Origin of the sequence: Pseudomonas sp. WAC2 (genome assembly GCF_030403525.1) — a bacterium.
Lineage (GTDB): Bacteria > Pseudomonadota > Gammaproteobacteria > Pseudomonadales > Pseudomonadaceae > Chryseomonas > Chryseomonas luteola.
Genome location: NZ_JAUEPD010000008.1, coordinates 48,091 through 74,920, shown reverse-complemented (window position 1 = coordinate 74,920; position 26,830 = coordinate 48,091). Strand labels below are relative to the sequence as shown.

At 56.1% G+C, this 26,830-nt stretch carries 23 protein-coding genes; 9 read left to right on the top strand and 14 right to left on the bottom strand.

Translation table 11 applies throughout. The features are described 5' to 3' along the window. Window positions 1-158: 158 nt before the first annotated feature. The 5 genes from QWJ10_RS17160 (at window position 159) to QWJ10_RS17140 (ending at window position 5,837) form a co-directional block, all read left to right on the top strand. On the top strand, window positions 159-1,034 hold the full coding sequence (locus QWJ10_RS17160) for a glycosyltransferase family 2 protein (RefSeq protein WP_289928332.1): 876 nt from the start codon (window positions 159-161) through the stop codon (window positions 1,032-1,034). Then, window positions 1,027-1,785, top strand: coding sequence for a WecB/TagA/CpsF family glycosyltransferase (locus QWJ10_RS17155; RefSeq protein WP_010796165.1), 759 nt, complete (start codon window positions 1,027-1,029; stop codon window positions 1,783-1,785). Before QWJ10_RS17160 ends, QWJ10_RS17155 begins: the two co-directional genes overlap by 8 nt. A 90-nt stretch (window positions 1,786-1,875) precedes the next feature. Then, window positions 1,876-3,141, top strand: coding sequence for a hypothetical protein (locus QWJ10_RS17150; RefSeq protein WP_289928330.1), 1,266 nt, complete (start codon window positions 1,876-1,878; stop codon window positions 3,139-3,141). Between the two features lie 60 nt (window positions 3,142-3,201). Then, window positions 3,202-4,437 (top strand): flippase, encoded by a 1,236-nt coding sequence (locus QWJ10_RS17145; RefSeq protein ID WP_122041355.1) that lies wholly within the window; start codon window positions 3,202-3,204, stop codon window positions 4,435-4,437. 287 nt (window positions 4,438-4,724) lie between these two features. Continuing rightward, window positions 4,725-5,837, top strand: coding sequence for a polysaccharide biosynthesis/export family protein (locus QWJ10_RS17140; RefSeq protein WP_019367269.1), 1,113 nt, complete (start codon window positions 4,725-4,727; stop codon window positions 5,835-5,837). 306 nt (window positions 5,838-6,143) lie between these two features. Here the strand turns inward: QWJ10_RS17140 and QWJ10_RS17135 are convergent, their stop codons facing one another. From QWJ10_RS17135 to glyA, 9 genes are all read right to left on the bottom strand, one after another. Then, window positions 6,144-7,196, bottom strand: a complete 1,053-nt coding sequence (locus QWJ10_RS17135) for an acyltransferase (protein WP_010796169.1) — start codon at window positions 7,194-7,196, stop codon at window positions 6,144-6,146. 504 nt (window positions 7,197-7,700) lie between these two features. Next, on the bottom strand, window positions 7,701-7,997 hold the full coding sequence (locus tag QWJ10_RS17130; protein ID WP_019367267.1) for a YciI family protein: 297 nt from the start codon (window positions 7,995-7,997) through the stop codon (window positions 7,701-7,703). A 105-nt stretch (window positions 7,998-8,102) separates the two neighbouring features. Beyond that, window positions 8,103-9,302, bottom strand: coding sequence for a formaldehyde dehydrogenase, glutathione-independent (gene fdhA, locus QWJ10_RS17125; RefSeq protein ID WP_289928322.1), 1,200 nt, complete (start codon window positions 9,300-9,302; stop codon window positions 8,103-8,105). 313 nt (window positions 9,303-9,615) lie between these two features. Then, window positions 9,616-10,473: a formyltetrahydrofolate deformylase gene (gene purU / locus QWJ10_RS17120; RefSeq protein ID WP_197871258.1), complete on the bottom strand. Its 858-nt coding sequence runs from the start codon at window positions 10,471-10,473 to the stop codon at window positions 9,616-9,618. Between the two features lie 182 nt (window positions 10,474-10,655). Continuing rightward, entirely contained in the window at window positions 10,656-11,288 is a 633-nt protein-coding gene (gene soxG, locus QWJ10_RS17115; RefSeq protein WP_197871256.1) for a sarcosine oxidase subunit gamma family protein, read from the bottom strand. After that, the gene (locus tag QWJ10_RS17110; protein ID WP_289928320.1) at window positions 11,281-14,298 is read right to left on the bottom strand and encodes a sarcosine oxidase subunit alpha; all 3,018 of its coding nucleotides are present in this window, start codon (window positions 14,296-14,298) and stop codon (window positions 11,281-11,283) included. Before QWJ10_RS17110 ends, soxG begins: the two co-directional genes overlap by 8 nt. After that, window positions 14,295-14,618: a sarcosine oxidase subunit delta gene (locus tag QWJ10_RS17105; protein ID WP_197871252.1), complete on the bottom strand. Its 324-nt coding sequence runs from the start codon at window positions 14,616-14,618 to the stop codon at window positions 14,295-14,297. Before QWJ10_RS17105 ends, QWJ10_RS17110 begins: the two co-directional genes overlap by 4 nt. 12 nt (window positions 14,619-14,630) lie before the next feature. Then, window positions 14,631-15,881, bottom strand: coding sequence for a sarcosine oxidase subunit beta family protein (locus QWJ10_RS17100; protein ID WP_010796176.1), 1,251 nt, complete (start codon window positions 15,879-15,881; stop codon window positions 14,631-14,633). A gap of 124 nt (window positions 15,882-16,005) precedes the next feature. Beyond that, complete coding sequence (glyA, locus tag QWJ10_RS17095; protein ID WP_010796177.1) at window positions 16,006-17,259, bottom strand: serine hydroxymethyltransferase; 1,254 nt, start codon at window positions 17,257-17,259, stop codon at window positions 16,006-16,008. 348 nt (window positions 17,260-17,607) lie between these two features. Between glyA and QWJ10_RS17090 the strand changes: the two genes are divergently transcribed. After that, the gene (locus QWJ10_RS17090) at window positions 17,608-18,486 is read left to right on the top strand and encodes a sugar phosphate isomerase/epimerase family protein (RefSeq protein ID WP_289928314.1); all 879 of its coding nucleotides are present in this window, start codon (window positions 17,608-17,610) and stop codon (window positions 18,484-18,486) included. Between the two features lie 6 nt (window positions 18,487-18,492). On the opposite strand, the gene QWJ10_RS17085 is transcribed toward QWJ10_RS17090, so the two are convergent. The 3 genes from QWJ10_RS17085 to pap all read right to left on the bottom strand — a co-directional run bounded on the left by QWJ10_RS17085 (window position 18,493) and on the right by pap (window position 21,430). After that, window positions 18,493-19,176 carry a DUF2238 domain-containing protein gene (locus QWJ10_RS17085; RefSeq protein WP_289928309.1) on the bottom strand — a complete coding sequence of 228 codons (684 nt, stop codon included), beginning with the start codon at window positions 19,174-19,176 and terminating at the stop codon, window positions 18,493-18,495. 122 nt (window positions 19,177-19,298) lie between these two features. Then, complete coding sequence (locus QWJ10_RS17080; RefSeq protein ID WP_125889549.1) at window positions 19,299-19,922, bottom strand: class I SAM-dependent methyltransferase; 624 nt, start codon at window positions 19,920-19,922, stop codon at window positions 19,299-19,301. Between the two features lie 17 nt (window positions 19,923-19,939). Beyond that, window positions 19,940-21,430 carry a polyphosphate:AMP phosphotransferase gene (gene pap, locus QWJ10_RS17075; RefSeq protein ID WP_010796181.1) on the bottom strand — a complete coding sequence of 497 codons (1,491 nt, stop codon included), beginning with the start codon at window positions 21,428-21,430 and terminating at the stop codon, window positions 19,940-19,942. 158 nt (window positions 21,431-21,588) lie between these two features. Between pap and QWJ10_RS17070 the strand changes: the two genes are divergently transcribed. The 3 genes from QWJ10_RS17070 to QWJ10_RS17060 all read left to right on the top strand — a co-directional run bounded on the left by QWJ10_RS17070 (window position 21,589) and on the right by QWJ10_RS17060 (window position 24,312). Beyond that, window positions 21,589-22,374 (top strand): ion transporter, encoded by a 786-nt coding sequence (locus tag QWJ10_RS17070; RefSeq protein ID WP_037030590.1) that lies wholly within the window; start codon window positions 21,589-21,591, stop codon window positions 22,372-22,374. A 338-nt stretch (window positions 22,375-22,712) separates the two neighbouring features. After that, entirely contained in the window at window positions 22,713-23,675 is a 963-nt protein-coding gene (locus QWJ10_RS17065) for a CHAD domain-containing protein (protein ID WP_289928300.1), read from the top strand. Window positions 23,676-24,021: 346 nt separating this feature from the next. Beyond that, entirely contained in the window at window positions 24,022-24,312 is a 291-nt protein-coding gene (locus QWJ10_RS17060) for a PepSY domain-containing protein (RefSeq protein ID WP_010796185.1), read from the top strand. A 51-nt stretch (window positions 24,313-24,363) separates the two neighbouring features. Here QWJ10_RS17060 and cydB read toward each other — a convergent pair whose 3' ends face one another. Further along, on the bottom strand, window positions 24,364-25,371 hold the full coding sequence (cydB, locus tag QWJ10_RS17055; RefSeq protein ID WP_289928297.1) for a cytochrome d ubiquinol oxidase subunit II: 1,008 nt from the start codon (window positions 25,369-25,371) through the stop codon (window positions 24,364-24,366). 4 nt (window positions 25,372-25,375) lie between these two features. Then, window positions 25,376-26,749 carry a cytochrome ubiquinol oxidase subunit I gene (locus QWJ10_RS17050; protein WP_289928295.1) on the bottom strand — a complete coding sequence of 458 codons (1,374 nt, stop codon included), beginning with the start codon at window positions 26,747-26,749 and terminating at the stop codon, window positions 25,376-25,378. Between the last annotated feature and the right edge of the window lie 81 nt (window positions 26,750-26,830).

The window sequence follows — 26,830 nt, the reverse complement described above, 5'->3', positions numbered from 1 at the left end:
GGGACTAAAAAGCACCATGCATAGCATGAGAAAGCTTCAATTGAACGATGAAGCATAAAAGTCCACAGGTAGGAGCTCTTTTGAGCTCCTACGTTATTTCAAGGCTTTTGACCGTTTCAGATCAGTAAATTGATTTTCTAGGCTAAAGGGATATCGAAATGAACGTTGCAATGGTGCTGAACTACAAAGCTCCGCAAGAAAGCATTTCCTGCGCTGAAAGCATTCTTGGCTTTTGTAAGACAATCGACCATGTCGTGCTTATAGATAACGACTCCAAGGACGGCTCTTACGAAACGATGAAACAATGGAAAGAAACCCATAACGTAGACCGGGTTTCCGTTATCGCTAGCCCTGTTAACAGCGGCTATGCCGGTGGCAACAATTTTGGAATGAAATGGGCACGCGAACAGTTCAAGGTTGAGAACTTCTGGATTCTCAACAACGACGCCTATGTTAAAGACGATGCCTTTAAACCGTTACTGGATAAGATCACCGCTGACAAGAACACCATTGCCGGTTCGGTCATTCTGAGTTCTCAAACAGGAAAGATCGAATGCTATGGCGGCGGGATCATGTATCCCCTGCTAGGCAAATCCAAGCTTCTCGGCAAAGGGCTTTCCATTGATGAGATCGGCCAGCTCAACCGTGAGCCGGACTACATCATGGGCTGCAGCCTGGCCTTCAACGCCGAGATACTGGATAAGGTTGGCTACATGGATGAATCCTACTTCATGTACTCCGAAGAAGTGGATTGGCAGCACCAGGCGAAAAAGCACGGTATTGCACTGTATGTCGCACCGGATAGCCAGCTCTATCACTATGGTTCGATGAGTTCAGGCGGAAAGTCCGAGTTTTACTACTACTTCCGTAACCGTGCAGCCACTCGCTTCAACAAGAAGTTCTATGGCTCACCGTATGCACTCATGTCTGCGGTTTTCCTGTCCGGCATAACCGTATTGAAGGAATACAAAAGTCCAAAGCTGGCCTGGTCTGGTATCAAGGGCGCGTTCAAAGGGGCAACAATGCATGTCTAATGGAGTAGTAAGCCAGGCATTCGGTATCGACTTTTTCCTGGGCACCAAGGATGAGCTACTGAAGCATATTTCAGCCAGCCTGAAAAAACCTTACACCTATATCGTTACGCCGAACATTGATCACGTTGTCCAGTTCCAGGAAAACGAAAATCTGCAAAAGGCGTATCGCACCGCTGACAAGCGTGTCTGTGATAGCCGTATCCTGTCGCCCTTGCTCAAATCCTTGGGCGTTGAGATCAAGGAAGTGATCACAGGCAGCGACCTTACGGTCTCGCTTCTGAAGAAAGCCGACCAGGAAGATTTGTCCATTACGCTGATTGGCTCGGAAGAAAAGGACGTGGTAAAGCTCAAGGCTTTGTATCCACGTATCCGGCTGAATCACTACAACCCTCCGATGGGCTTTATCAACAAGCCTGACGAAGTGCAGAAGTGCCTCGACTTCATCTATGCCAACCCTTCGGACCTCATTTTTTACGCGGTTGGTGCGCCACGGCAGGAAATGTTGGCCAGCATGGTCGATGCTACCAAGCGTACAGGCGTTGGCCTTTGCATCGGGGCCTCGATTCTGTTTGCTACCGGCAGCCTGAAGCGAGCGCCGGTCTGGATGCAGAAAGCCCGTATCGAGTGGCTGCATAGAATGCTATCGGAGCCCCAGCGTCTGGTGCGTCGCTATGTTCATGACGCCACCCATATTCTTCCTATCTATCTCAAAGAAAGATCAGGAAGACGAAGCAGTGAAGAAGTAAATTAATCGATTGCGACTGCATTTTTTGGCCAGTCTGAGGACAGGGAAGACAGCCATGCTGGATGGAATGCAACGTTACGCTGGATGGGAAGCGATATGAGAGCAGTAAGCAAAAGCGGTGCCTACTTCATATTATTAATTTTCGTCTTCGTATTACATTTTGGTATTTTCGAAGAAACCCCCCATAACCCGATTGGCATCTTGTATGTCAGCGAGTTGTATCTGGTTATTTGTCTGGCGTTTACAGCCTTCTATGTACTGGCGTCCGTGGGAAAAGAGCAAAAGGATTTGAAAATCCTTTTAACTTATTGCGCCTACTCGTCGGTTATCTTCATTCTGCTGCCAGCGATTTTCTCGAATCTTTACTATGGGCAACCATTGATATACGGGATTATCGAAGAGCGTCGCATACTGTATTGCTTTACTTTTTCCGTCATGCTTTACCTCGCCCGGAACATGAGTGCTGCCCAATTTGAAAAGGCATTCCTGTTTGTAGGTTTCATGGCGTGCATTCTGGCCTGGATGTTCAAGTTCTCCGTATTGCCGGACCTGCGGGACAAGGTGGCGTCCTTCGACCGGCCAGACCGCTCCTCAATCGGTGCACTGGCGCAGTGCCTGGCTTATTTCTATTGCATTCAGGTATGGAACAAAGGGATATCGCCCATTGATGGCTCGCCCAGGTCCAAGACGCCTTATATTGTGTTCGCCTGTTTCATTTTGCTGACTCTGGTCTTTGCAACACAAACGCGCCAGCTGATCTTTCTGTCCCTTTGCTTCACGCTGCTTTGCCTGAAGAGCAAGTCGGTTATCTGGATCGTGGTATCGGGTATTTTGGTTTCTCCTCTCTACCTGTTCCCGGATCTGCTGAAAGAGCTGGGACTCAATCTTGATTTCTATGCCGAATCGCTCGAAAACGGTCCAACCGATAATGTCCGTGAACAAACCATCGGTTATATCTTCGGCCATTTGCATGCGAATAACTGGTTACCCAGTGGCTCCTTGTCCCTGATGTGGAACAATGGCTTTATCCCTCACTTTGGCGAGTACTTCTTCCTTTCCGACGTTGGGATATTCGGTACGCTGTTCAGATTCGGCTTCCTGGCCTTCCTGATCGTCCCACTGACCCTGTTCTGCTATTACTACTTCGCCAAGCGCTTACACAGGGATACCAGCTTCACCGTTACCGCCCTGCTGGCGTATATGGTGATCTGGCCGCTTCAGGGTATCTTCGAATATATGCAGGCAACGGTTGCGTTCCTGCTCGTGATCCAGGCACTCAAGGCCTACCACCGAAACGTGGAGAGCCCAGCGCTGGATTCGTATGTTGAAGAACACCCACTGATGCAGCCCAGCTTTAGATAGCCCTCTCCCCTGCATGTCTGTCCGACCAGGGCAGACATGCCTTTCTGCAAAAGAGCCCCCATGACAATGCTGAAAAACAGCACCTGGAATATTCTGGGTGTAGTCATTCCAAGCCTTATCGCACTCCCTACCATGGGTGTTCTTTCTCGTAAGTTAGGTATCGAGCAATTCGGCCTGTTTACACTGGCGTTTGCCATTGTCGGTTATGCCACCATTTTTGACGCGGGACTTACACGCGCCGTCATACGAGCCGTGGCCATGCACCATGGCAATGTCGAAAAGAATAAATCCGTTATCGCGACCGCTACCTATGCTGTGGTCGGTCTGAGCGCACTCGCGGTGCTCTTGTTATGGCTGGGCGCAGGAGAACTCGTTTCCCTGCTACACGTTTCGGCAGAAAACGTTGACGTTGCGGTGGCTGGCTTCAAGTGGCTAAGCCTTTCGATACCGCCCTTTCTACTTACCATGATCTGGTTTTCCTATCTGGAAGGAAACGAACGGTTTGCAGAATTCAACCTGTTACGCACCATCACCAACTCCATTCTGGCTGTTTCCCCCCTGGTAGCCGTGCTGGTCGATGAGTCTTTTACCGCGACGGCAATAGGGCTTGTCATCGCCCGCCTTATTTCGATGGCCGTGGCGTTCATTCCATGTTGGCGAGAATTTCCGCCGGGCTTTTACCGATTTGAAAAGAGCGTTTTCAAGGAACTCTTCGCGTTTGGCAGCTGGATGACTGTGAGCAATATCATCAGCCCTGTCATGGTGTATTTTGATCGTTTTATCCTGTCCAACATGGTCGGAGCCCAGCGCGTTTCCTTTTACACCGCGCCCTCTGAAGCCATCTCACGCATGCTGATCATTCCCAATGCTGTCGCTCGGGTTATCTTCCCGCTTCTGAGCAAGCGTTCGGCGGATGCGACTGCTCAGGCCAATCGAGCGTTCTGGGCCCTGCTCGCCGCCTGTGTAGTCATGGTGCTACCTCTATTCATACTCGCCCCCATGGTCATGACTTTATGGATGGGACCGGAATATGGTCAGGAAGGCGCGCAGGTGCTGCGTATTCTCCTGATTGGCTTCATCTTTAACGCGCTGGCACAGATTCCCTTTGCGAAAATCCAGGCGAAGGGCCATTCGAAGATCACCGCTTTTATCCACCTGGCTGAGCTTTTGCCTTATATAGGCTTGCTGGTCGTGTGCATACACCTATTTTCTCTTCAGGGAGCTGCCATTGCCTGGTCGATCAGGGTGGCTGTTGACTTCATTGCTCTGGAAGTTATGTCACGAAAAATCAGCTAGTGGCTTATTGACATATAACGTCAGGATAAATCCAAAAATTGGATCGATTTACTTTTAAAAAGAGTGTTTCCGCAAAAGTGAACTAATTTTTTAAGCTTCTGTCACAGCCTGCGCTGATATGTATGGTTTGGTTGGATACGGAGCTGTTACGAATTATCCAGCGCCAGGCGCGCCACAGGCCTACATGATTCATAAAGTTTCTTATGCCCAAACACGTTCTGACGCTTATAAATCGATCGATACGAAGTTTTTAAAAACTTTTTTACAGCGATCAAGGAAGAAAATAGATGAAACGTACCTTTACCCTTGCACTACTTTCCACCCTGCTTCTGCAGGGCTGCGTATGGTCTCCAGGCCAATACCTGCACCGGGACGATTTGAAGACCAACGGCTCCATTGAGGGGACAAAGGTTGAGCTGATTCCTATCACATCGGCTTATTTGAAAAGTCATGACTCCGTTAACCCGACTGCAGACACTGGGAACTGGCAGGAACTGCTTAAGTATCATCCAGCGGCTTATCGTGTAGGCAAGGCGGACCTGCTGTATATCACTGTATGGGATCACCCCGAGCTAACCGCTCCTTCTGGTGCCCAACAGCAGATCGAGGCGAACGGTCGACTGGTACGTCCTGACGGTACTATTTTCTATCCGTACGTTGGTACCCTGACAGCAGAAGGCAAGACGCTTGAGGAGATCCGTAAGGTCATCTCGACTCGTCTGGCGACCTTTATCGACAATCCTCAGGTCGACGTGAGCGTCCTGCGCTTTGGCAGTCAGAAAGTCACCTTGTCAGGTGCCTTTACCAAGGGCGACTCCATTCCGCTGACAACTGTGCCGATGACCTTGGTTGAAGCACTGGGCCAGGCAGGCGTTGACACCCAGACAGCTGACCTGAGCGGCCTGACCCTGGTACGTGACGGCAAGGAGTACCGCCTGGATGCCGATACCCTGAACCGTAAGGACTCCAAGCTGTACGGCGTATACCTCAAGGATGGCGATAGCATCCACCTACCCTACAACGATAACCGCAAGGTTTACGTGATGGGTGAAGTGGTAAGCCCACTGGCAGCCAACTTCAAGACCACTAGCCTGACGCTAATGGACGCACTCGGCCAGGCAGGCGGCCTGAACCAGGAAACTGCCGATGCGGATGAAGTGTATGTAATCCGTGGTCCGGAGAATTTTAATTCTTCCCCGACTGCGAAGGCTCAAGTGTTCCACCTGAGTGCTTCCTCGCCGACCGCTTTCGTTCTGGCACAGCACTTTGCACTACAGCCGCAAGACGTTGTATTCGTAGGTCCTGCCGGAATCACCCGCTGGAACCGCTTCGTCAGCCAGCTGCTGGGCTCTTCAAACGTGCTTAGCTCCACCGCAAACGCCAAACAGAACTTCAACTAAGAAGCCTTCTGGACGGTCAAAAAGCCCTTCGTTTGAAGGGCTTTTTTTATGTCTTAATAAATCCTTCGGAACCGCCTTACTGTTACTGCAGACTCCCTAATGCTAAGACAAGCTTGGCTGAACCTTTAATGCCGCGATATAGCCATAGCTGCTACATATGTACTTACAAGCAATAACTGTCTGCTGCACTCAGCCGATACCGGGCCAAGTCAATACGCGACACTCTGCGAAGGGATCTTTACAACGAAGTTATTTGGCAGGCATAAAAAAGCCCAACGTTAGCGTTGGGCTTTTTTATTACATGCTTTAACTAAGCGAGACTTTTTCCTGCAACTTCATTGCAGGCTTCTTCTTTGACTGTATACCAAAGAACGCTAGATTAAGCAGACTAAAGCGACCGACTGCCTTCTTAAGGGCTACTGGCAGGATAAGCCCCAGAATCATACTAACGGTAAAGGTAATCCATACATCATGGATTGCCAGTTTGTTCAGTACGATACGGCTGCCCGCCGTTCCAAATACATGGAATAGGTAGATTTCAAAAGAGAAATACCCCAGCCACGCCAACGGTTTGAAATAGACCCGGCGGGTAATGATCATGTAAATGGCCGTAATCCCTAGAGCCGTCCCTATGTAATCCATTCCACGATCACTGATGGAGAGTTGATTCCACAGATAGGCCTGATCAATGACAACCAATGCCGCCAGCACGACGCCAATCACTAGCTGTTTTGAAGCGGTATTCAACTGGTCGGAGAAGCGATAAAGTCCCAGCCCCAACAGGAAGAAGGGCAGCAATTGGATGGCCTTGTACAGGCAGAAGAAGTCCGGGAATACTTCGTAGTGCAAGGAGCCCACCAGGGCGATACACATGATGATCAGGTAATTTCTGAGAGAGGACAGCAGGCTGAACTTCTCCATCAAGGCAATCATGACAAAGATGCAGAAGATGGACTGCAGGAACCAGAAATGGGCATAACTGAAGAAATAGATACCGAACACATCGCTCCATTCCGGCTTCGTATTGGTGTTGGGCACCAACGCTTGCGAGATGAAGAAGAGCGTTGAGACAACGATCATCGGGATCAGAATCCGGCGAAACTTGCCCTGGTAGAAACGCGGCAGGGAGCTTGCGGAAGTAACGGGTCTCAAGGCATATACATACCCGGAGATGGCCGTGAAGAGCGGCATGCGAATGTAAACAAGCGAGTCGTAGAGATAACGGAGGAATGAGTCATCCGCGACTTTCATTCCCTGATCACCCGAACTGCCAATAACGTGACCGGCTACCATTAAAAATAGCGCCAACCCCCTGATCGTTTCGATCCTTAAATCTTTTTCGGGTTTGGTAGTGCTCATTAGGCGCCCTTCCTTAAATCAATACATATGATATCGCTCGGATATCGACCACTGTTAATCTACTGACCTGAGAGGATAGGCCACAGAAAGCCCTCCATTTTTATATTCACTCAATACTTGGCTTGTATTTGAACTGAATCACTTTCTAACTGCCATATGCTGACTAATGTGCAGCTTTTAAGCTCGGAAGGATGCAGTAGTTTTCAATTAATATTGCGTCTCTTCATTGAAAACCTGTGAAATAGAGCTCGCCAGGTCGCTCAATTATCTTTTGTATCTGCCAGTGTCAAACTAAGCGACATATCGATATCGTATTGATATCAAACTTCGGCGAACTCAAGCAGGATAAGGACAGATCAATACCCTTATTGTTCGGGTTTATATATTTTTTTTGAGTGAAACTCATTACAAATAGATAAACGGGACCGTTTTAATGGCGGGCGTATCTGCAACGGTCCGCATTTTAGCTGCATGCCGTGACAGATACGCTATGAGCATTATGCGTTAGACGAATGCTTTACCGTCCAGGACTGCTTTACGCCACCGCACGATATTGACCTTTTCTGGCAGGCCAACCTGGCTGAAGGGATCCTGTGCCAAAAAGGCCTCGGCTTCTTCGCGGGTTTCGACATCCACGATGTAGACACTTCCGCTGGCGTTTGCCCCTTCGTCGTCAAGCTTGGCTCCACAGGCGAGCAGCTTGCTGGCATTTTCACGGAGGAAATCCAGATGGGCAGGACGGTTGTCCTGGCGCAGCTGGGTAGTGTTGGGCTTGTCCCAGGTTTCAATCAAAAAAGGCATGGCGTTTTCCTTGGTTGATAGCGTCTCCCTAGCATACCTGTATGACCAGGCCCTGGGTAAAGCGTATCGATCAAGAAGGCATGTCCTTATGCCTCACCAACCGCGTTATGCCGCGCGGAACAAAGCGTGCGGATCAATCACAAACTTCTTGGGTACGCCCGCATCAAATTCGCTGTAGCCCTTGGGTGCGTCGTCCAGAGTAATTACCTCGACACCTACGATGTCTGCAATCTTGATACGATCCCACATGATGGCTTGCATCAACTGCCGGTTGTATTTCATGACTGGTGTTTGCCCGGTATGGAAGCTATGGGACTTGGCCCAGCCCAGTCCAAAGCGAATACTCAGGCTACCCTGCTTGGCCGCCTGGTCGGCAGCACCAGGATCTTCCGTCACGTAGAGCCCGGGAATGCCGATCTTGCCAGCCACACGTGTAACACCCATCAGTGAGTTAAGTACTGTGGCCGGCGCCTCGTGCTGCGACCCTGAGTGGCCGTGGCCGCGGGCTTCGAAACCAACCGCATCAACGGCGCAATCCACCTCCGGCTCGCCTAGAAGTGCCGCAATTTGTTCATGTAGGGGCGTGTCTTGGGACAAGTCGGCAATTTCAAACCCTTGCGCCTTGGCATGGGCCAGACGTACCGGATTGACGTCGCCCACGATGACCACGGCAGCCCCCAGCAGGCGAGCCGACGCGGCGGCAGCTAGGCCAACGGGGCCTGCACCGGCGATATAAACGGTACTACCCGGTCCGACGCCCGCCGTGACGGCTCCGTGGTAGCCAGTGGGCAGAATGTCTGAGAGGCAGGTCAGATCGCGGATCTTTTCCATGGCCCGATCCCGGTCAGGCAGCTTGAGCAGGTTGAAATCAGCATAGGGCACCATGACATATTCCGCCTGGCCACCGACCCATCCACCCATGTCGACATAGCCATAGGCACCGCCAGCGCGGGAGGGATTTACCGACAGGCAGACGCCGGTGTGTTGCTCTTTGCAGGTACGGCAGCGGCCACAGGCTACGTTGAAGGGGACGGAGACCAGATCCCCTACCTTGAGGTTTTCCACCCCTTTGCCCGCCTCGATGACTTCTCCAGTGATTTCATGGCCCAGTACGAGACCCTCGGGAGCTGTAGTACGGCCACGCACCATGTGCTGGTCGGAGCCACAGATGTTGGTGGAGACGACTCGCAGGATCACACCGTGGTCGATTTGACGTCCCTGGGGCGTTTCCATTTTGGGGAAGGGAATGTTCTGTACTTCGACTTTTCCAGCGCCCAGGTAGACGACGCCTCGATTGCCTGACATACGCGTTTCCTCTTGTTGTTTTAGTAAGCCCATGAGTGGGCGGTGGTTCATGAAAAGCGATACAACAGTGAATGCTATGGGGTAGCGCTACGCTTAAGCCCTTCTGCGACGGGCATTCTGAGCGTAGAAAACGTGAACCGAACGTCAATGAAAGCGTGCGGTGAGCGCACGGAAAGCGGCAGGTTCTGCTTTTATAATTGGAATATCCTTGATGGATATCGCCTTGCTCAACCCATCCCGTACGCCTCAATTCATCGCGCGACCAGAGCTTTCCTAAACCTCCCGAAAAATTTATGAGTGACATGAGGCGCGGCTATAGCACCACCGTCCGGTTGGCATTCAGGAAGACGCGGCGCTCCAAGTGATATCCCACGGCTCGGGCCAAGGTCAGGCATTCGATATCTCGGCCCTTGGCAACGAGATCTTCCGGGTAATACGCATGATCCACGCTCTCTACGCCTTGGGCGATGATCGGCCCTTCGTCGAGGTCATTATTGACGTAATGGGCAGTGGCACCGACCAGCTTTACCCCCTTTTGATAGGCCTGATGGTAAGGCTTGGCGCCCTTGAAGCCTGGCAATAGGGAGTGATGGATGTTAATTGCCCAGCCATCGAGACGACGGCACAACTCGGGCGAAAGCACCTGCATGTAGCGTGCAAGCACGACCAGTTCCGCCTGGGTATCCTGCAGCACTTGCCAGACTCGTGCTTCCTGAGCAGGTTTGTCGTGGGGGTCCAGCGGAAAGTGGTGGTAGGGAATGCCATGCCAGCGGGCCAGGGGTTCAAGGTCCGGGTGGTTGGAAATCACCGCGGCCACATCCATCGGTAATTGGCCGATGCGCTGGCGATAGAGCAAGTCGTTCAGGCAATGATCGGCTTTAGAGACCATGATCACCACCTTTGGGCGGTAGCCTGGCGCGGTCAGCTCCATTTGCATGTCGAACGGTCCCAAGGCATCGGCAAGACCGGCACGAAAAGCAGTCTCGTCGAAGGCAGTCGGCGCCTTGAACTCCACGCGGATAAAAAAGCGCGCGGCCAAGCGGTCATCAAAGGAGTGATGCTCGGTGACGTAGCACTGCTGCTCGAACAGAAAGCGGGTCACGACGTCCACGGTCCCCAGTCGGCTTGGGCTCTGGGCAGTGAGAATCCAGGTATCAGGGGTGCGGCTCATGGATAGCTACCGAATAGGTTGGATGTTGTGGGTTAAATAGCTTGGGGCCAGGGACATAGGTATCGCTGCGCCCCACGCACCTTGCTGATCAAATGTATACGTTTAACCTGTGGTATCCAGCCAAATGGTTAGTTCGCGGAAGGATGGGATCGATACGCACAACCCATCCTGTCCGTACGCGGTCAGTTGGCGATGGCTAATCCGTATTCGGCGCTGGCGTCCTGCAACCAGAGCCAGATGTAGTCGGCAAAACTGCGGCGAACCACCAGCTCCCACGTCTCCTCACCGGTGTGGCGGATAACCAGCTGGGATTTGGCAAATACCGTCCCGACCGCCTTGCCTACCGGAAATTGACTGGGGTGGACATCGTAGGATGTGGACTTCATCAGGACGTTGCGTACATTCGGTCCTGTCAGCTCATACAGGGTCTGGCCACCGCTGACATTGACGATGGAAATATGCCGATCGCCTATCGCCTCACGCAGGCTCAGTTCGGTGGAGTACTCCTCGCCCTGCGGAACGATCAGGAGCCACTCATCCGGCCCCAGCCATTGCAGGGAGGTTTCACCTTTCACAGTCAAGCCCAGGGCGGCGGGCAACTCCAAACCCAGTACGGATTCGACCGCACCAGTAAAGCCGGTATCGCTGGCCTCTCCCCGCAGGACCAAATGGCCCCGCAGCTTTTTCTCGCGCAAGGTTACACCCGCGCTGCCGACGCTCCGGCCCGCCAGCTTGTCGAGCTCAGCATGAAACAAGGGGGATTCGGCGCGTGCAGGTCCGGCGGGACGCTGCTGATAAACGTTCACGTTAGACATGCTGACGCTCCCCTTTCGGATCGTAGAACACGGAAGAAACGATTTCGGCTTCGACGAAGGTGCCATCCCTGAGCGCGGCATAAACCTTTTGTCCCATTTTGCCCAAGCCACCCCTTACAACGGCCAAGGCGAAGCCAAAGCCCATCGAGGCGCTGTAATAGCTGGATGTGACATGCCCCACCATGGTCATTGGAATCGGCTGCTGGGTGTTGAACACCAGCTGTGCGCCTTCCGGTAGAACCGCCTTGGGATTGACCGGCTTGAGGCCCACCAGCTGCTTGCGGTCCGCTTTAAGGCAATCCTGCCGGTTCATGCCGCGTTTGCCGATAAAGGAGAACGGCTTGTTCATGCTGACGGCCCAGCCCATGCCCAAGTCCTGTGGGGTGACGGAGCCATCGGTATCCTGACCAACGATAATGAACCCCTTCTCGGCCCGCAGTACGTGCATGGTTTCGGTACCGTAGGGTGTTAGGCCGTACTTCTTGCCAGCCTCTATCAGCTGCTCCCATACGCCCATCGCATAATCGGCCTGGACGTTGATTTCGTAGGACAGCTCGCCGGTAAAGGAGATGCGGAACACCCGAGCCGGTACGCCGCCCACGGTGCCTTCCTTCCAGCTCATGAAGGGGAACGCATCCTTGTCCAGATTGATGTCAGTCAGCTCGGCGAGCAGGTTACGACTTTCCGGACCAGACAGGGTCATGGTCGCCCAATGATCGGTTACCGAGGTGAAATACACCTTGAGATCCGGCCATTCGGTCTGATGGTAGAGTTCCAGCCACTCAAGGATACGCGCGGCGCCACCGGTCGTGGTGGTCATCAGAAAATGATTGTCGGCCAGGCAGGCCGTGACGCCATCGTCCATGACCATGCCGTCTTCCTTGCACATCAGGCCGTAACGGGCCTTACCGACCTCCAGCTTGGTCCAGGCATTGGTATAGACGCGATTGAGAAACTCACGGGCGTCCGGGCCCTGAATATCGATCTTGCCGAGGGTCGAGGCATCAAGGATGCCGACTTTCTCGCGCACGGCCTTGCACTCACGGGCCACGGCGGCATGCAGATCCTCTCCGGCCTTGGGGAAGTACCAAGGGCGCTTCCACTGACCGACATCTTCAAACAAGGCACCCTGCTTGACGTGCCAGCCATGAAGCGCGGTGAAACGTACCGGCTCCATGAGATGGCCGCAGTGGCGACCGGCGACGGCGCCGAACGTGACCGGTGTGTAGTTAGGGCGAAACATGGTGGTGCCGACTTCGGGAATCGCCTTGTTTTGTACACGGGCAGCGATGGCAAGGCCGTTGATGTTGCCCAGCTTGCCTTGGTCGGTGCCAAAGCCCAGGGCGGTGTAGCGCTTGACGTGCTCGATGGACTCGAAACCCTCACGGCACGCCAACTCGATACCGGCTGCCGTCACGTCATTTTGCAGATCGACGAACTGCTTGGGTGCGCGGGCCGTGGATTTTTCGTGAGGCACCTGGAAAAGCGCCAACGATGGTTCTTCGAAGCGGTGCTCCGCCCGGGGCACTTCGCCGGCTACCGGCTTCAAACCCGCCTCGCCGGCAGCCGTGGCGCCCGCTTCAAAGCCATCGGCCAGCACATCGCCTAGGGCGAATACGCCGTTCACGGCGCCAGCACAGACGCGCTTTTGCGGAGCCGGGCCCGGTACAAACGCCTGGATATCCTCGCGCCACAGGGGACGCCCGCCTAGGTGAGACGCCAGGTGTACTACAGGGCTGTAACCGCCGGATGTGGCGATCAGGTCGCAGCTCAGCCACTCGCCGGGACTAGTAGTACGGAACCCCTTGATGTCGATGGCGACGACACGCGCGCCGGTCACCCGCGTTGAGCCACGGGCTTCGGTAACCGCTGCGCCGGTCAAGACGCGAATCCCCTTCGCCCTCGCCTCTTCAACCCAGGCCCCACGCGGATTTTGACGTGCGTCGGCGATGGCAACGACTTCACGCCCTGCTTCCAGCCAGTCCAGCGCGACACGGTAGGCATAATCATTGTTGGTGGACAGCACCAGCTTTTGCCCCGGTGCCACCCCATAGCGACGCACATATGTGGAGACGGCACCCGCCACCAGGTTTCCGGGCAGGTCGTTGTTGGCGTATACCAATGGGCGCTCATGGGCACCACTGGCCAGAACGACACGCTTGGCGCGGACACGGTGCACTCGGTGGCGCACCTGTCCCATCGGGGCCTTTTCACCTAGATGATCGGTGAGACGCTGGTGGATGGTCAGAAAATTGTGATCGTGATAGCCGTTGACGGTCGCCCGTGACAGCAGGGTCACGTCGGGGGTGGCTTCCAGCTCCGCGATGGCCTTGGCAACCCAATCGGCGGCGGGCTGGCCATCCAATAGCTCACGCGTGTCGAGCAGGCTGCCGCCAAACTCTTCCTGCTCGTCAGCCAGGATGACACGCGCCCCACTGCGGGCAGCCGCCAGGGCGGCAGCCAGACCGGCCGGTCCGGCACCGACCACCAGCACATCGCAGTGCTGGTTCATGTGATCGTAGCTGTCCGGGTCGACTTCGGTCGGCACACGACCCAGCCCCGCCGCCTTGCGGATGTACTTCTCATACGTCAGCCACAGGTTTTGCGGGTACATGAACGTCTTGTAGTAGAAGCCGGGCGGCATCATCTTGCCGCCGACCTTGCCAAGAATGCCCATCAGGTCATTGTTCACGCTCGGCCAACCGTTGGTGCTGGCGGCTACGAGTCCTGCATAGAGAGGCTGTTGGGTGGCGCGTACGTTGGGGATCTGCGTGGCCTCGGTGGAGCCGATCTGCATGATGGCATTGGGCTCTTCAGCCCCGGCGGCCACAATGCCGCGCGGGCGGGAATATTTGAAGCTGCGCCCGATGACATCGACACCATTGGCCAGTAGGGCCGACGCCAGCGTATCGCCGACAAAGCCCTGGTAGCGCTGACCATTGAAGGTAAAGGTCAACGGTTGGCGGCGATCGATTCGACCACCGTGGGTAAGGCGATTGACCTGACTCATACGGTTTCTCCTTCGATAGCCTTGGCCACCACGATCGGCTTGCCGTTTACCTGCGGTTGCTCGCCAATCTTGTACGTTTCGAGAATTTCGTAGGTTTCCGTATTGCGGGTCACGTTGAAATAGCGACGGCACCCGGTAGCATGGACCCACAGTTCATGGTGGATGCCCCGTGGGTTATCGCGAAAGAACATGTAGTCGCCCCACTCCGCATCGGTGCAGTTGTCCGGGTCCAGCGGGCGCGGGATATGCGCCTGGCCTGCCGCATGGAATTCCTCTTCGGAGCGCAGTTCCCCACAATGAGGGCAATGGATGTGCAACATGGTCAGGGCTCCTTAGTGCGCGACAGCCGCCGCGCCATGCTCGTCGATGAGCGCGCCGGTATGGAAACGGTCGATGGAGAACGGAACCGCCAATGGGTGCATTTCCCCTTTGGCGAGCGAAGCAGCGAAGACGTTGCCGGAACCGGGAGTGGCTTTGAATCCACCAGTGCCCCAGCCGCAATTGAAAAACAGGTTTTCTACCGGTGTCTTGGAAATGATTGGACAGGCGTCGGGCGTGGTATCGACGATGCCGCCCCACTGGCGATTCATCCGTACGCGGGAGAGAATCGGGAACATCTCGACGATGGCTTGCAGAGTGTGCTCGATGACCGGGTACGAGCCGCGCTGACCATAGCCGACATAGCTGTCGATACCGGCACCGATCACCAGATCGCCTTTGTCCGACTGGCTGATATAGCCATGTACTGCATTGGACATGATCACGCTGTCGATCACCGGCTTGAGCGGCTCGGACACCAGCGCTTGCAAGGGGTGGGATTCCACCGGCAAGCGAAAACCGGCCAGCTTGGCCATATGACCCGAATTACCGGCCGTCACGACACCGACGCGCCGGGCCCCAATAAAGCCCTTATTGGTCTCGACGCCAACGACTGCGCCATTTTCCTTACGGAAGCCAACGACCTCAGTGTTTTGAATCAGGTCCACGCCCAGCGCATCGGCTGCACGGGCGAAACCCCAGGCTACCGCATCGTGGCGGGCTACCCCGCCCCGGCGTTGTACCGTCGCGCCCATGATCGGATAACGGGTGCTCTTGCTACAGTCGAGGTAAGGCACCTCTTCGGCCACCTGCCTGGCGTCGAGCAGTTCGCCGTCTACGCCATTCAGGCGGTTGGCACTGACGCGGCGCTCGGCTTCGCGCATGTCCTGCAACGTATGGCACAGGTTGTAGACGCCGCGCTGCGAAAACATGACGTTATAGTTCAGGTCCTGCGAGAGCCCTTCCCATAGCTTCATCGCATGCTCATACAAGTGAGCCGATTCATCCCACAGGTAGTTGGACCGTACGATGGTGGTGTTGCGCGCCGTATTGCCACCGCCCAGCCAGCCTTTTTCGATGACCGCGACGTTTTTGACGCCATGCTCCTTGGCCAGATAATAGGCCGTTGCCAGACCATGACCACCGCCGCCCACGACAATTACGTCATACACCGGCTTGGGGGTTGGCGTGCGCCACATGCGCTGCCAGTTTTCATGATGGCTTAGGGAATGCTTGAAAAGGCCGAAACCGGAATAGCGCTGCATCTGTTTGACTCCTGAACCTGTCCCCACGCATGAATGAGGATTTTCGTAGGGTGGCCTATGACTAGCTGACTCAATCGAACAGGGGTGGGTTACGCTCCTGCCAACCCACCTTATGAAGGGCTAATTAGCGGTAGACGGGATAATCTGCGCAGAGCCCGGCCACACGTTCGGCCACATGCGCCTCCACATCGGCATCGCCCAAGTGATCGAGGATGTCGCAGATCCACCCGGCCAGCTCCTGGCACTGGGCCACGCCCAGGCCACGCGTGGTCACAGCCGGAGTGCCGATTCGCAGGCCGGAGGTCACAAAGGGCGACTGAGGATCATTGGGCACGGCGTTCTTGTTGACCGTGATACCGGCGCGCCCCAGGGCGGCGTCGGCATCCTTGCCAGTAATGCCCTGTTTGATCAGGCTGACCAGGAACAAATGGTTGTCCGTCCCGCCGGAGACCACGTCGTAGCCGCGCTTGATGAACACCGCAGCCATGGCCTGGGCGTTGTGGATGACCTGCTGCTGATAAGTCTTGAAGCCGGGTTCCAGGGCCTCCTTGAAACACACCGCCTTGGCTGCAATCACGTGCATCAGGGGACCGCCCTGTCCCCCCGGGAAAACGGCGGAATTGAGCTTTTTCTCCAACTCCTCGTTGGCCTTCGCCAGGATCAGCCCACCGCGGGGGCCACGCAGGGTCTTGTGGGTGGTGGTGGTGACCACATCGGCAAACGGAAGGGGATTGGGGTACAGGCCCGCCGCAACCAGCCCTGCCACATGAGCCATGTCGACAAACAGATAGGCACCGACCTTGTCGGCAATCTCACGGAAGCGCGGGAAGTCGAGCGTTTTCGAATAGGCCGAAAAACCGGCAATGATCATTTTCGGCTGATGTTCTACGGCCAACCGCTCGACCTCGTCATAGTCGATCAGGCCCGTTGCGGGATTCAGCCCATATTGCACCGCGTTGTAGAGCTTGCCGGAAAAGCTGACCTTGGCACCATGGGTCAGATGTCCCCCATGAGCCAGACTCATGCCCAGCACTGTGTCACCTGCTTGCAGCAAAGCCAGGAAGACCGCTGCGTTAGCCTGCGAGCCGGAGTGCGGTTGGACGTTGGCATAGTCGGCGCCAAAGAGCTGCTTGGCCCGCTCGATGGCCAACTGCTCGACCTTATCGACGAACTCACAACCACCGTAGTAGCGCTTGCCCGGATAGCCTTCGGCATACTTGTTGGTCAGCCCGCTGCCCTGCGCCTCCATTACCCGTTGGCTGGTGTAGTTCTCCGAGGCGATCAATTCGAGGTGAGCTTCCTGGCGACGCTCCTCTTCGCTCATCGCAGCGAACAAGGCGTCGTCGTAACCCTGGATGCGGTCTTGCTTGGTAAACATCGCGTCTCTCCTGCAGCGCAGCGGAAGGCCGGCATGGCCGTCAATGGGCTGATCCTTGAGAGCGATGGTAGGACCGAGGCTGCGCATCAGAATGCCTGTTCACGCCACAAGGCGGTGCGTTTGCGACATCGCCCTCGCATCCATGCGCCAGACGAGTCGGCTGCATCGAACAGGCCGTCGATCACAGGTGCACAGATAGGCATACATAAGGATGGCGCCATTGGTCTCTTGTCGCCTGTGAGTCAGGAACCCCGACATGCCCTTACGGCTCACACCAGAACGGTGCCGGTCTGGCTAAAACCCTTATGCCAGAGCGGATGCATTTATCCTGTGATCGTGTGAGGCCTTATGACCACACCCCGCTTCGCCATCAGTCAACTCACTACCACACCCTGGCCACTCACACGTGACCTGGAGCTATTCGCCCGTCTCAACGCCGACATAGAGCTGGCGGAAATGAAGTTCGACAAGGACGCCGGCAAGCTCGCCGAACAATTCGCTCAGTTGAATGCGCATGGGTTAAGACCCGTCTCGCTGCAGCCTGAAGTCCGTACGATTTATCCGGCGACCAGCGCACTCGAACCGGCTGATCCCGCTGAACGTACGGCCCTGATCAAGGCTACGATTGATCGCTTCGCCCCCTTCTGCACAGGCATTCCGGTCATTACCAATACCGGCGCGCTCGGCCAGAGCGGCAACGAGGCGGAAGTCTGGGAGGGCTGCATAAAGCACTATCGCGAACTGGCCGATCACGCCGCGGGCCAAGGGTTGAGCATTGCCATCGAGCCGCTCAGCCCGCCCATGATGAGCCGCGACAGCATTCTCTATACCTTCATGCAGGGGTATGAGCTGGTGCAGGCGGTGGCACGAGAGAATGTAGGGCTGTGCCTGGACCTGTATAACAGCTGGCAGGATGCAAACCTCACCGACGCCATTCGACTGGCGGGTGACCGAATTTTTCTGACCCAGCTTTCCGACTGGCAGCGCCCGCGGTCCTATTTTGATCGTCGTACCCTGGGCGATGGTGTCATTCCGGTCAATCGCCTGCTCGCTGCCGTGAATGAAACCGGCTACGACGGGCCCTACGTTCTGGAAATTTTCTCGTCTGATGTACCAGGCGCGCTCTGGGAGGACGATGACGCGCTTGAGCAGGCCATTATTCGCAGCAAGGCCCGCTTCGAAGAAGCCTGGGCCACAGGAGATGCGTTGGCTAATCTGGGCATCTAGAAACCGTCAGGGGGCCTGCTCGTGTCGGGGCGCCGGCCGATCCAAAGGCGGTCGGGCGGCTGAGGGTGTCGGCCGGTGGGCTTCCAACTGGCGAATCTGGCGATCCTGCAACCGCGAGCAGGTCACGAGCGCTACTGTTGCACCGATTAGGGCATAGAACATGTCGGACTGGGTATCCCACTCATACCCCTGCGTACCTAGAAACTCCTCTGCGCCCTGCCCCAGCGCCAATGCAGCCCACCACTCGATCATCTCGTAGACGGCGCTGACCGCCACCGCCACGCACCCGGAGAGAAACGCGAGCATCTTGTAACCGGACACCTGCCGCTTACGGATCAGGATCTCACGAGCCAGCAGACACGGTACGAATCCTTGCATGAAGTGACCCAGCTTGTCATAGGGATTACGGTCCATATTCAGCCACTCCTGAATCCAGCTACCCAAGGGCACGCGGGCGTAACTGTAGGCGCCTCCTGCAATCAGCCCCAAGGCGTGAATCGTAATCAGGATGTACAACAGCGGCGTGAGGCTGAAGCGCTCATGCGTGGTGATCAGCAACGGCAGCACAATCAGCACCGGAAGGATTTCCATCAGCCATGTCGTGCGGTCATAGGGTGCGATGCTGGAGGCGACCAGTGCCGCACATACGATGAGGACGAGTGATCGAAGCAGCCATTTGTGTTGAGTCATTCCATCCGCCTTACGTCGTTCCGCAGTCAGGCCAGCCTGCGAGGAGCAGACCGCATTACAGAACGGTAGACCGCAGGAAGCCAGCGTTGGGTCGGTGACAGACTCAATTCGTTACGTTACGTTTATACCTTGCGCCAGACCGACGCCAGCCAGGGCTGCTGCTCCCGAGGCAAACCGGCGGGCCGGTAATAGTGTTCCAGTTCGACGAACCCCGTGTCGGTCAGATAACGCTTCCAGCTGTCGAAGTCGTGGTAGGCACCATAGCGCCGACCATTCCAGCCTTCGCGGTTGTCACCTCGCGGATTGGAGCTGAACAGCACGCCGCGCGGCTTGAGCGTGGCATGCAACGCCTTGAGTACGCGTGGCAACTCGCTGAGCGGGACATGAAATAGCGTGGCGTTGGCAAACACCCCATCGAAATGCGCTGGCGGAAGATCCAGGGCAAGAAAGTTTTGATGCCAGACCTCGCACCCCGAATCGGCGCGAGCCATGGCTACGAATTCGGCAGACCCGTCGACGCCCACGGGAGAGTGTCCCAGACGCGTGAACGTTTTCAGGTCCCGACCCGGCCCGCAGCCAAAGTCGAGAATGCGCTGCGGGGCCTGACCTTCCAAATGCCTGAGCAGCGCCTCGATGTTCTGGCTGACATCATGATCTCGCGTGCCCTCGCGAAAACGCTCGGCCGTCTGGTCGTAGTCCGCCAGCGTCAGGGCAGTGATTCGTTCGAGCTCATCAGGCAAGGTCATGGCGTCGTCCAGGTCAATCAACGGTTTCGTTCAAATGCCGCTTCCAGGGCATCGTTGATGGTACGCAATACCTTGACCCGGGCGAAGCGTTTATCGTTGGCTTCGACCAGTGTCCAAGGGGCAATTTCGGTGCTGTTGCGCGCGACCATGTCTTCGACTGCGGCGCTGTACACATCCCACTTGTCACGGTTGCGCCAGTCTTCCTCAGTGATCTTGAACCGCTTGAACGGGGTCTCCTCACGTTCTTTGAAGCGCTTGAGCTGCGTATCCGAATCGATGGCCAGCCAGAATTTGACCAGTACGATACCGGCATCTGTCAGCTGCTCCTCGAAATCGTTGATTTCGCTGTAAGCCCTGAGCCAGTCCGCCTCGTTGGCAAAGCCTTCTACCCGCTCTACCAGCACGCGGCCATACCAGGAACGGTCAAAGACAGTAAAACCGCCTAATCGTGGAATATGCCGCCAGAATCGCCACAGATAGGGTTGCGCACGCTCCTCTTCAGACGGTGCGGCAATGGGAATGATGCGGTATTGCCGAGGATCGAGTGCCCCGGTTACCCGGCGGATCGTGCTGCCCTTGCCAGCGGCATCGTTTCCCTCGAACACGGCGACCAGCGCATGACGCTTGAAGCGCTTGTCCCGCACGAGTCCGGACAGCCGTGCCTGCTCGGCGATAAGCTGCTCCTTGTATTCGTCCTTGCTAAGGGACTGGGACATATCCAGGCTGCTCAACACCCCGCGCCCGTCGAGGTTGGGCGGTAGTGGAGCGGTGTGTGGGCTGCGGGGCGGCTGTGCGTCTCGCTCAAGCGCGCCGTTCAAGGCTTCGAGCAGGATGTTGCCTACCATCAGGCTGCGGTAATTTTCGTCATAACCGGCTACCACATACCAAGGCGCATAGTCGCGGCTGGTCCGCCGCAGAACGTGCTCGCCGTGCTCGACAAACTTGTCGTAGGTCCGGGACTGTTGCCAGTCCAGCGGACTGATGCGCCAGCTATGCAAGGGGTCGTCCTTGAGGACCTTGAGCCGGTGCTTGAGCTGTTTCTTGGACAGGTGAAACCAGAATTTGAGGATCAATGCACCCTCGTCACTGAGCATGCGCTCCAGGCGCTCGGCGTCGCCGATGCCCTCCTCCAGCTCAGCCGATTTGATGCGTTTTTCCACGCGGGCATGCAGGAGCTGGCTGTACCAGTTACCAAAGAAGATGCCAATCCGCCCCTTGGGCGGCAGGCGCTGCCAGTAGCGCCAGGCCGGTGGGCGCAGCCGCTCTTCCTCGGTTCGCTCTAGAAAGGATTCAACCTGAATCAGGCGCGGGTCCATCCATTCGCTCAACAGCTTGACTGTTTCGCCCTTGCCGGCACCCTCTACGCCATTGATCAGCAGAATGACCGGAAACCGCCCCTGCTCCTTGAGTTTATACTGCGCATCCAGCAGCGCCTGACGCAGCTTTGGTACAGCCGCCTCGTAGGTTTCCCTGTCGATGACGTGATCGGTTTCGGCGGATTCAAACATGCGGCTCTCCCCTGTCAGCCCAGCCTTTCAAGCGCGTATTGCACAGTAATCGTCTTGTATTGGAACCCAAGCGATGCGGGTCGTTCGGTTCCAGTGAACGTGACTTTACCGGGTCTAACGACCCCTACATTCAAGATACCGTAATTACCGGACGCTTCATGAAAGAACACATTACGCCTTTTCAACTGCTGATCCTGGTCTTGTCATTTTATGTATTGGGCTCACTGGTAGCCGATCTGTTTTTTGCCTTGCCGCCGGAAGTCTCGCAGTTGCTCGGTTATCTGGATAATGGGGTGTGTGTCTTTTTCTTCATCGACTTCTGCTTGCGCTTTCGCGCAGCGCCCAACAAATGGCACTTCATGCGCTGGGGCTGGCTTGATCTGCTGGCCTGTATTCCCGCAGCCGGTTTTCAGGGCGCCAAGCTGGTCCGCGTGGTGCAGATTCTGCGCATCCTGCGTGCGATCAAATCGCTTGCGATGATCTGGCGACTCCTGTTTCGCAATCGCGCCGAAGGCATTGTCGCGTCGGCCGCCACGGCGACCCTGCTTCTGGTCGCCTTTGGCGCCATCACCATGCTGATGGTCGAAGCGCCCAACCCTGAAAGCTCCATCAATACGGCCGAAGAAGCGCTCTGGTGGGCCTTTGTGACCGTGACTACCGTAGGCTATGGCGACTTTTATCCAGTCACCACACTAGGCCGCATCGTGGCTGTCATGCTGATGATTGGCGGCGTGGGGTTATTCGGCAGCTTTGCCGCGTACATCGGCTCGCTGGTTCTGACGGACAAGGATGAGCAGGACGCCCACGAGCAGAACACTGACCGCGAGATGATGCGTGCCTTGATGGCCAAAGTAGATGAACTGCACGAGGAAGTCCGAACGCTGCGCCAGGAGCTGCATGCCACCCGCGCGGCGGAAATACCGCATCCGACCAAGGATAGCTAAGGCTGCGCCCTGCTGAATTGACCGGGATTAAAAGAAAACGTCGATGGGCGTCGGTTGGACTGGCGTCTTTCTCAGCACGCTAGATCTCTAGCGGTAAAACTCCCCGGCGTGACCGGCCACACGCTCTAGGGCCGAACTAACCCCCTGCTTTTTCACTCATCTTTACTGAACCCACCGCTTGGCTGACAGCGAAACGCACAGGCAAATCTTTAACTATTGTCAGGCTTATATGACAGTTTGATGAAGATTGATCGACGCCACTGGTTCGCCAGCAATGCCCCCGATACTCTCGGAGGCGATATGCTCAGCTGAGCACCAAGTCCTTACAGGAGAGGGAAATGTCGTTTCGTATTCAAGCGCGTAAGCGGGTTGACGATGAGATCCGCCGTGTAGTGGTTGAACGGATAGAAAAAGCCCAGGAATCCTTGAGCGCAGGCTCGGCCAAAGGCGTGCACAACGCCCGCAAGCGGCTGAAAGAAATCCGCGCCGTGCTGAGACTGGTGCGCGAACCCTTAGGCAAAAAAGTCTTCACGGCTCAAAACATTCGCTTTCGCGATCTCGGTCAGGGCTTGTCCAGCCTGCGTGATGCCGCAGCCGTCATCGAAAGCTGGGATGCCCTGACCGAAACCAACCGCAAGCGCTTCAATTCACCGGCCATGAAGCGCGTCAGGGGCCGACTCGTCGAGCGGGCTGAAAAGGCGTCCCAAGGTGAGGCAGCCAGTTCCCATGCCGATCTGGTGGAAGAACTGGAAGACGCCAAGTGCAAGGTGTCTACCTGGAAGTTTAAAGGCAAGGATTTTAGCCTATTGGAAAGTGGCATCCTCAAGACCTACACAGATGGCCGCCTGGCACTCAAGGTCGCTCGCAGCAACGCCACAGACGAAACCCTGCACGAATGGCGCAAGCGTGTGAAGGATCACTGGTATCACACACAGCTGCTGATGGACGCCTGGCCAGAACACTTCAAATCACGCCAGAAGTGCCTGGAAAAGCTGTCTGCCTATCTGGGTGATGACCACGACCTGGCGGTGATGCAGCTTTTGCTCGAGCAGGAGTCTGATCTGTTTGGTGCAGTCAGCACACGCCAAGCCATCAACGAAAGCATTCTTGCCCACCGCGCGCAGTTACAGGCCAAGGCTATGGAGCTGGGGCAGCGTATCTACGTGGATAAGCCGGCCGCGCTTCTGGAGCATTGGGAAAAGCTGTGGAACATCACGGCCATGCCGAGCAAGGCTAAAAAAGCCAAGAAACACGAGCCAGCCGGCCTGTTGCCCTATCTGGTCGAGCCGGTAACCGCATAAGCGGATCGACTCGCCTCATGCGGGTCAGGGCAGCTAACCGCCGCTCTGGCCCGAGCTAGACATGTTCCTGCCTTTTTCTGCAAATTTCGCAACATTAACGGGCACATTTCCTTCAATTAGCCTTGGAACTTGTCTTCCTCGGTGCGCTTCGAAGCTAGTGTTCGATGCGGGATGGTCGGTCAAGCCAGGCAAAAATATCAAAGGGAGCGGCAACAGCGCCTGCACTCTTTCAGATATGGCCAGATCAAGCCGACCTTCACGAATCAACACTTTGTGCATGACGCATGCTGGACGAGACGTGCCAGCCCGTGCGGCGGCCATCCCCTATTTCCTTGAGGTGTGTGCCATGAAGACGAAACACGTGATTGCAGGTCTGTTGCTGTCGGTTGCCGGCACTGGCTTCGCCTGGGCCGATCAGCCTGGTGCGGACTGGATGCCCAAGAAAGAAGTCGAAGCCAAGATCATTGAAAGCGGTTATACCTCCGTGAGCCGCCTGGATGCCGAAAATGGCGAATGGGTTGGCAAAGGCCTCAAACTCAACTCGGAGAAGTATCGTTTCCGGGCCGATCCCCGTACCGGCAATATCATCCAGGAAGAAATCGATCGTGAAGAAGTGGGTCGCAAGACGATCGATTGATCCGCTGTTCACCAGCCCTGCGTAAGACTTGGTCTCTTGCAGGGCTGAAACCTATTCTCCATCAGCCTCTTCTCGTGGACGAATCTTGCCGCGGAACACCCAGAAGCCGTACGTGCTGTACGCTAGGGTGAACGGAATCAGTACGGCAAACCCAGTCAGCATGAACGCTTGGCTCGCGGTCGGTGACGATGCCTGAAAAATGGTCAGCGCAGGCGGGATGACCAAGGGGTACAAGGCCAGAATCAAGGCGGCGTACGCCACCATAAACCAGCCCAATACGGAAAACAGGGGCAGGTAATGGATGCGGCACGGCAATGCCTTCCAGAAGGCCAGCGCCAGAAACGCCATCAGTCCTAGAAGGGGGATCACCCACTCGCCCTGGGCCCAGCGCTCCCGATACAGGGGGTGAAGTCCTGCGGTCCACACGATGACCATCCCCATGAGCAGCAAGGTGAACCCACCCAACAGCGATGCCTGTTTTCGGGCCCGAGCCTGCAAGTCACCCTCCGTGCGCCAGACCAGCCAGCAGGCTCCCAGTAGCGCGTATCCCACCACCAGGCCGATGCCACAGGTCAGCGTAAAACCACTCAGCCAGTCCCAGCCATTACCCGTGTACCGGCTGCCGTCGTTTGGAATCCCCTGAATCAACCCACCCAGGACAATGCCCTGGCAAAGGCCGGCCAGCGTAGACGCCCCTGCAAATACCGCATCATGCCAGCGCCGATGTGCCGGAGTTGCGCGGTCACGAAACTCCAACGATACGCCCCGAAACACCAGAGCCAGCAACATGGCAATGATGGGTACATACATGGCGGTAAAAAAGATGCTGTATGCCGCGGGAAACAGAGCCAGCAATCCGCCGCCACCCAGCACCAGCCACGTCTCGTTGCCATCCCAGATGGGGAGAATGGAAAACGCCATGACATGGCGGCTCTGCGTCTCTTTGTGGAACGGAAACAAAATACCGACACCCAGATCCGTCCCGTCCAGCACCACATAAGTGATGATGGCGAATGCCAGCGCCGCGGCGGAGAGTTGATGGATCAAATCGGCGGACATGGAGTTACTCACCGGTCTCGTTGGCAAGGGAGGGTTCGGGGCCCTTTTCATCAGCCCTGGGTGCCCTGGCCATGGCCCGAAGCATGTAGAGAAGCCCGATCCCGAAGACGATCACATAGGCAGCCAGAATGCTTAAGGTTGAGGTCATGACGAAAGAAAAGGACTGTGCCGAACTGCTGTCAGCCGTGCGCAACAATCCATAGACCGTGAATGGCTGTCGCCCAGTCTCGGTCACGACCCATCCGGCCAGCATGGCGATAAAGCCGGCCGGTCCCATCGGGAGCACGATCCAGTGAAGCCAGCGGGCGGTGTACAGGCGTCCACGCGCACGCACGATCAGGCTGGCAATGCCGACGGTCGCCATCAGCAGGCCCAGCCCCACCATGAGCCGAAAGGCAAAGAATACGATAGGGACCGGCGGGAGATCGCTAGCCGGAAACTCGCTCAGGCTTTGGATGGTGCCGGTCCAGTTGTGGCGCAGGTACAAGGAGCCGATATGCGGGATCGCCAGTTCGAAATGATTACGCTGCTGATCCATATCCGGTACGGCAAACAGCCGTAGCGGCTCGCCCTCTCCCGGTGCCGGTCGGTTCCACGACCCCTCCATAGCCGCGACCTTCTGCGGCTGATGTTCCAGGGTGTTTTCCCCATGCAGATCCCCGGCAATGATCTGCAGCGGCCCAACGATGGCTACTACCCACATTGCCATGGAAAACATGATCCGCGCCCGCGGATTCGACGCATCGCGCAGCAGATGCCAGGCGCCCACAGCCCCCACCATGAAAGCGGTGCCTAGAAAGGCGGCAAAGATCATGTGCACGAAGCGGTAAGGAAAGGAGGGATTGAAAATAATGGCGAGCCACTCTTGCGGCACGAAACGGCCATCCGGCCCGATGGAGTAACCGGCAGGCGTGTGCATCCAGGAGTTGGCGGCCAAAATCCAGAAGGCGCTGAACAGCGAACCCACCGCTACCGCACAGGTTGTGAAGAAGTGGAGCTTGGGGCCTACCTTCTTCATGCCAAACAGCATGACGCCGAGGAAACCGGCCTCCAGAAAAAACGCCACCATGACTTCATAGAACATCAACGGACCGATGATCGAGCCCGCCTGAGTCGAAAGGCGCCCCCAATTGGTCCCGAACTCGAACTCCATGACCACGCCTGATACGGTCCCGACCGCCACGTTCAGCGCGAAGATCTTTAGCCAGAACTTATAGAGATCAAGATAGGCCTGCTGTCTTTTCCACAGCCAGAACCCTTCCAGGGCCATGAGAAAATTGGCGAGTCCGATGCTGAACGCAGCCAGCACGATATGAAAGCCGATAGTGATGCCAAACTGGGCTCGGGCGATTTGCAGGGCGGGATCAGTGACGTCCATAAAAACCTGAAGGGCAAGCGTTGCGAAGCGAGAGGCTTTAGCCGCTCGGCTTCAAACCTCGCTACTGCGACAACAGGGATG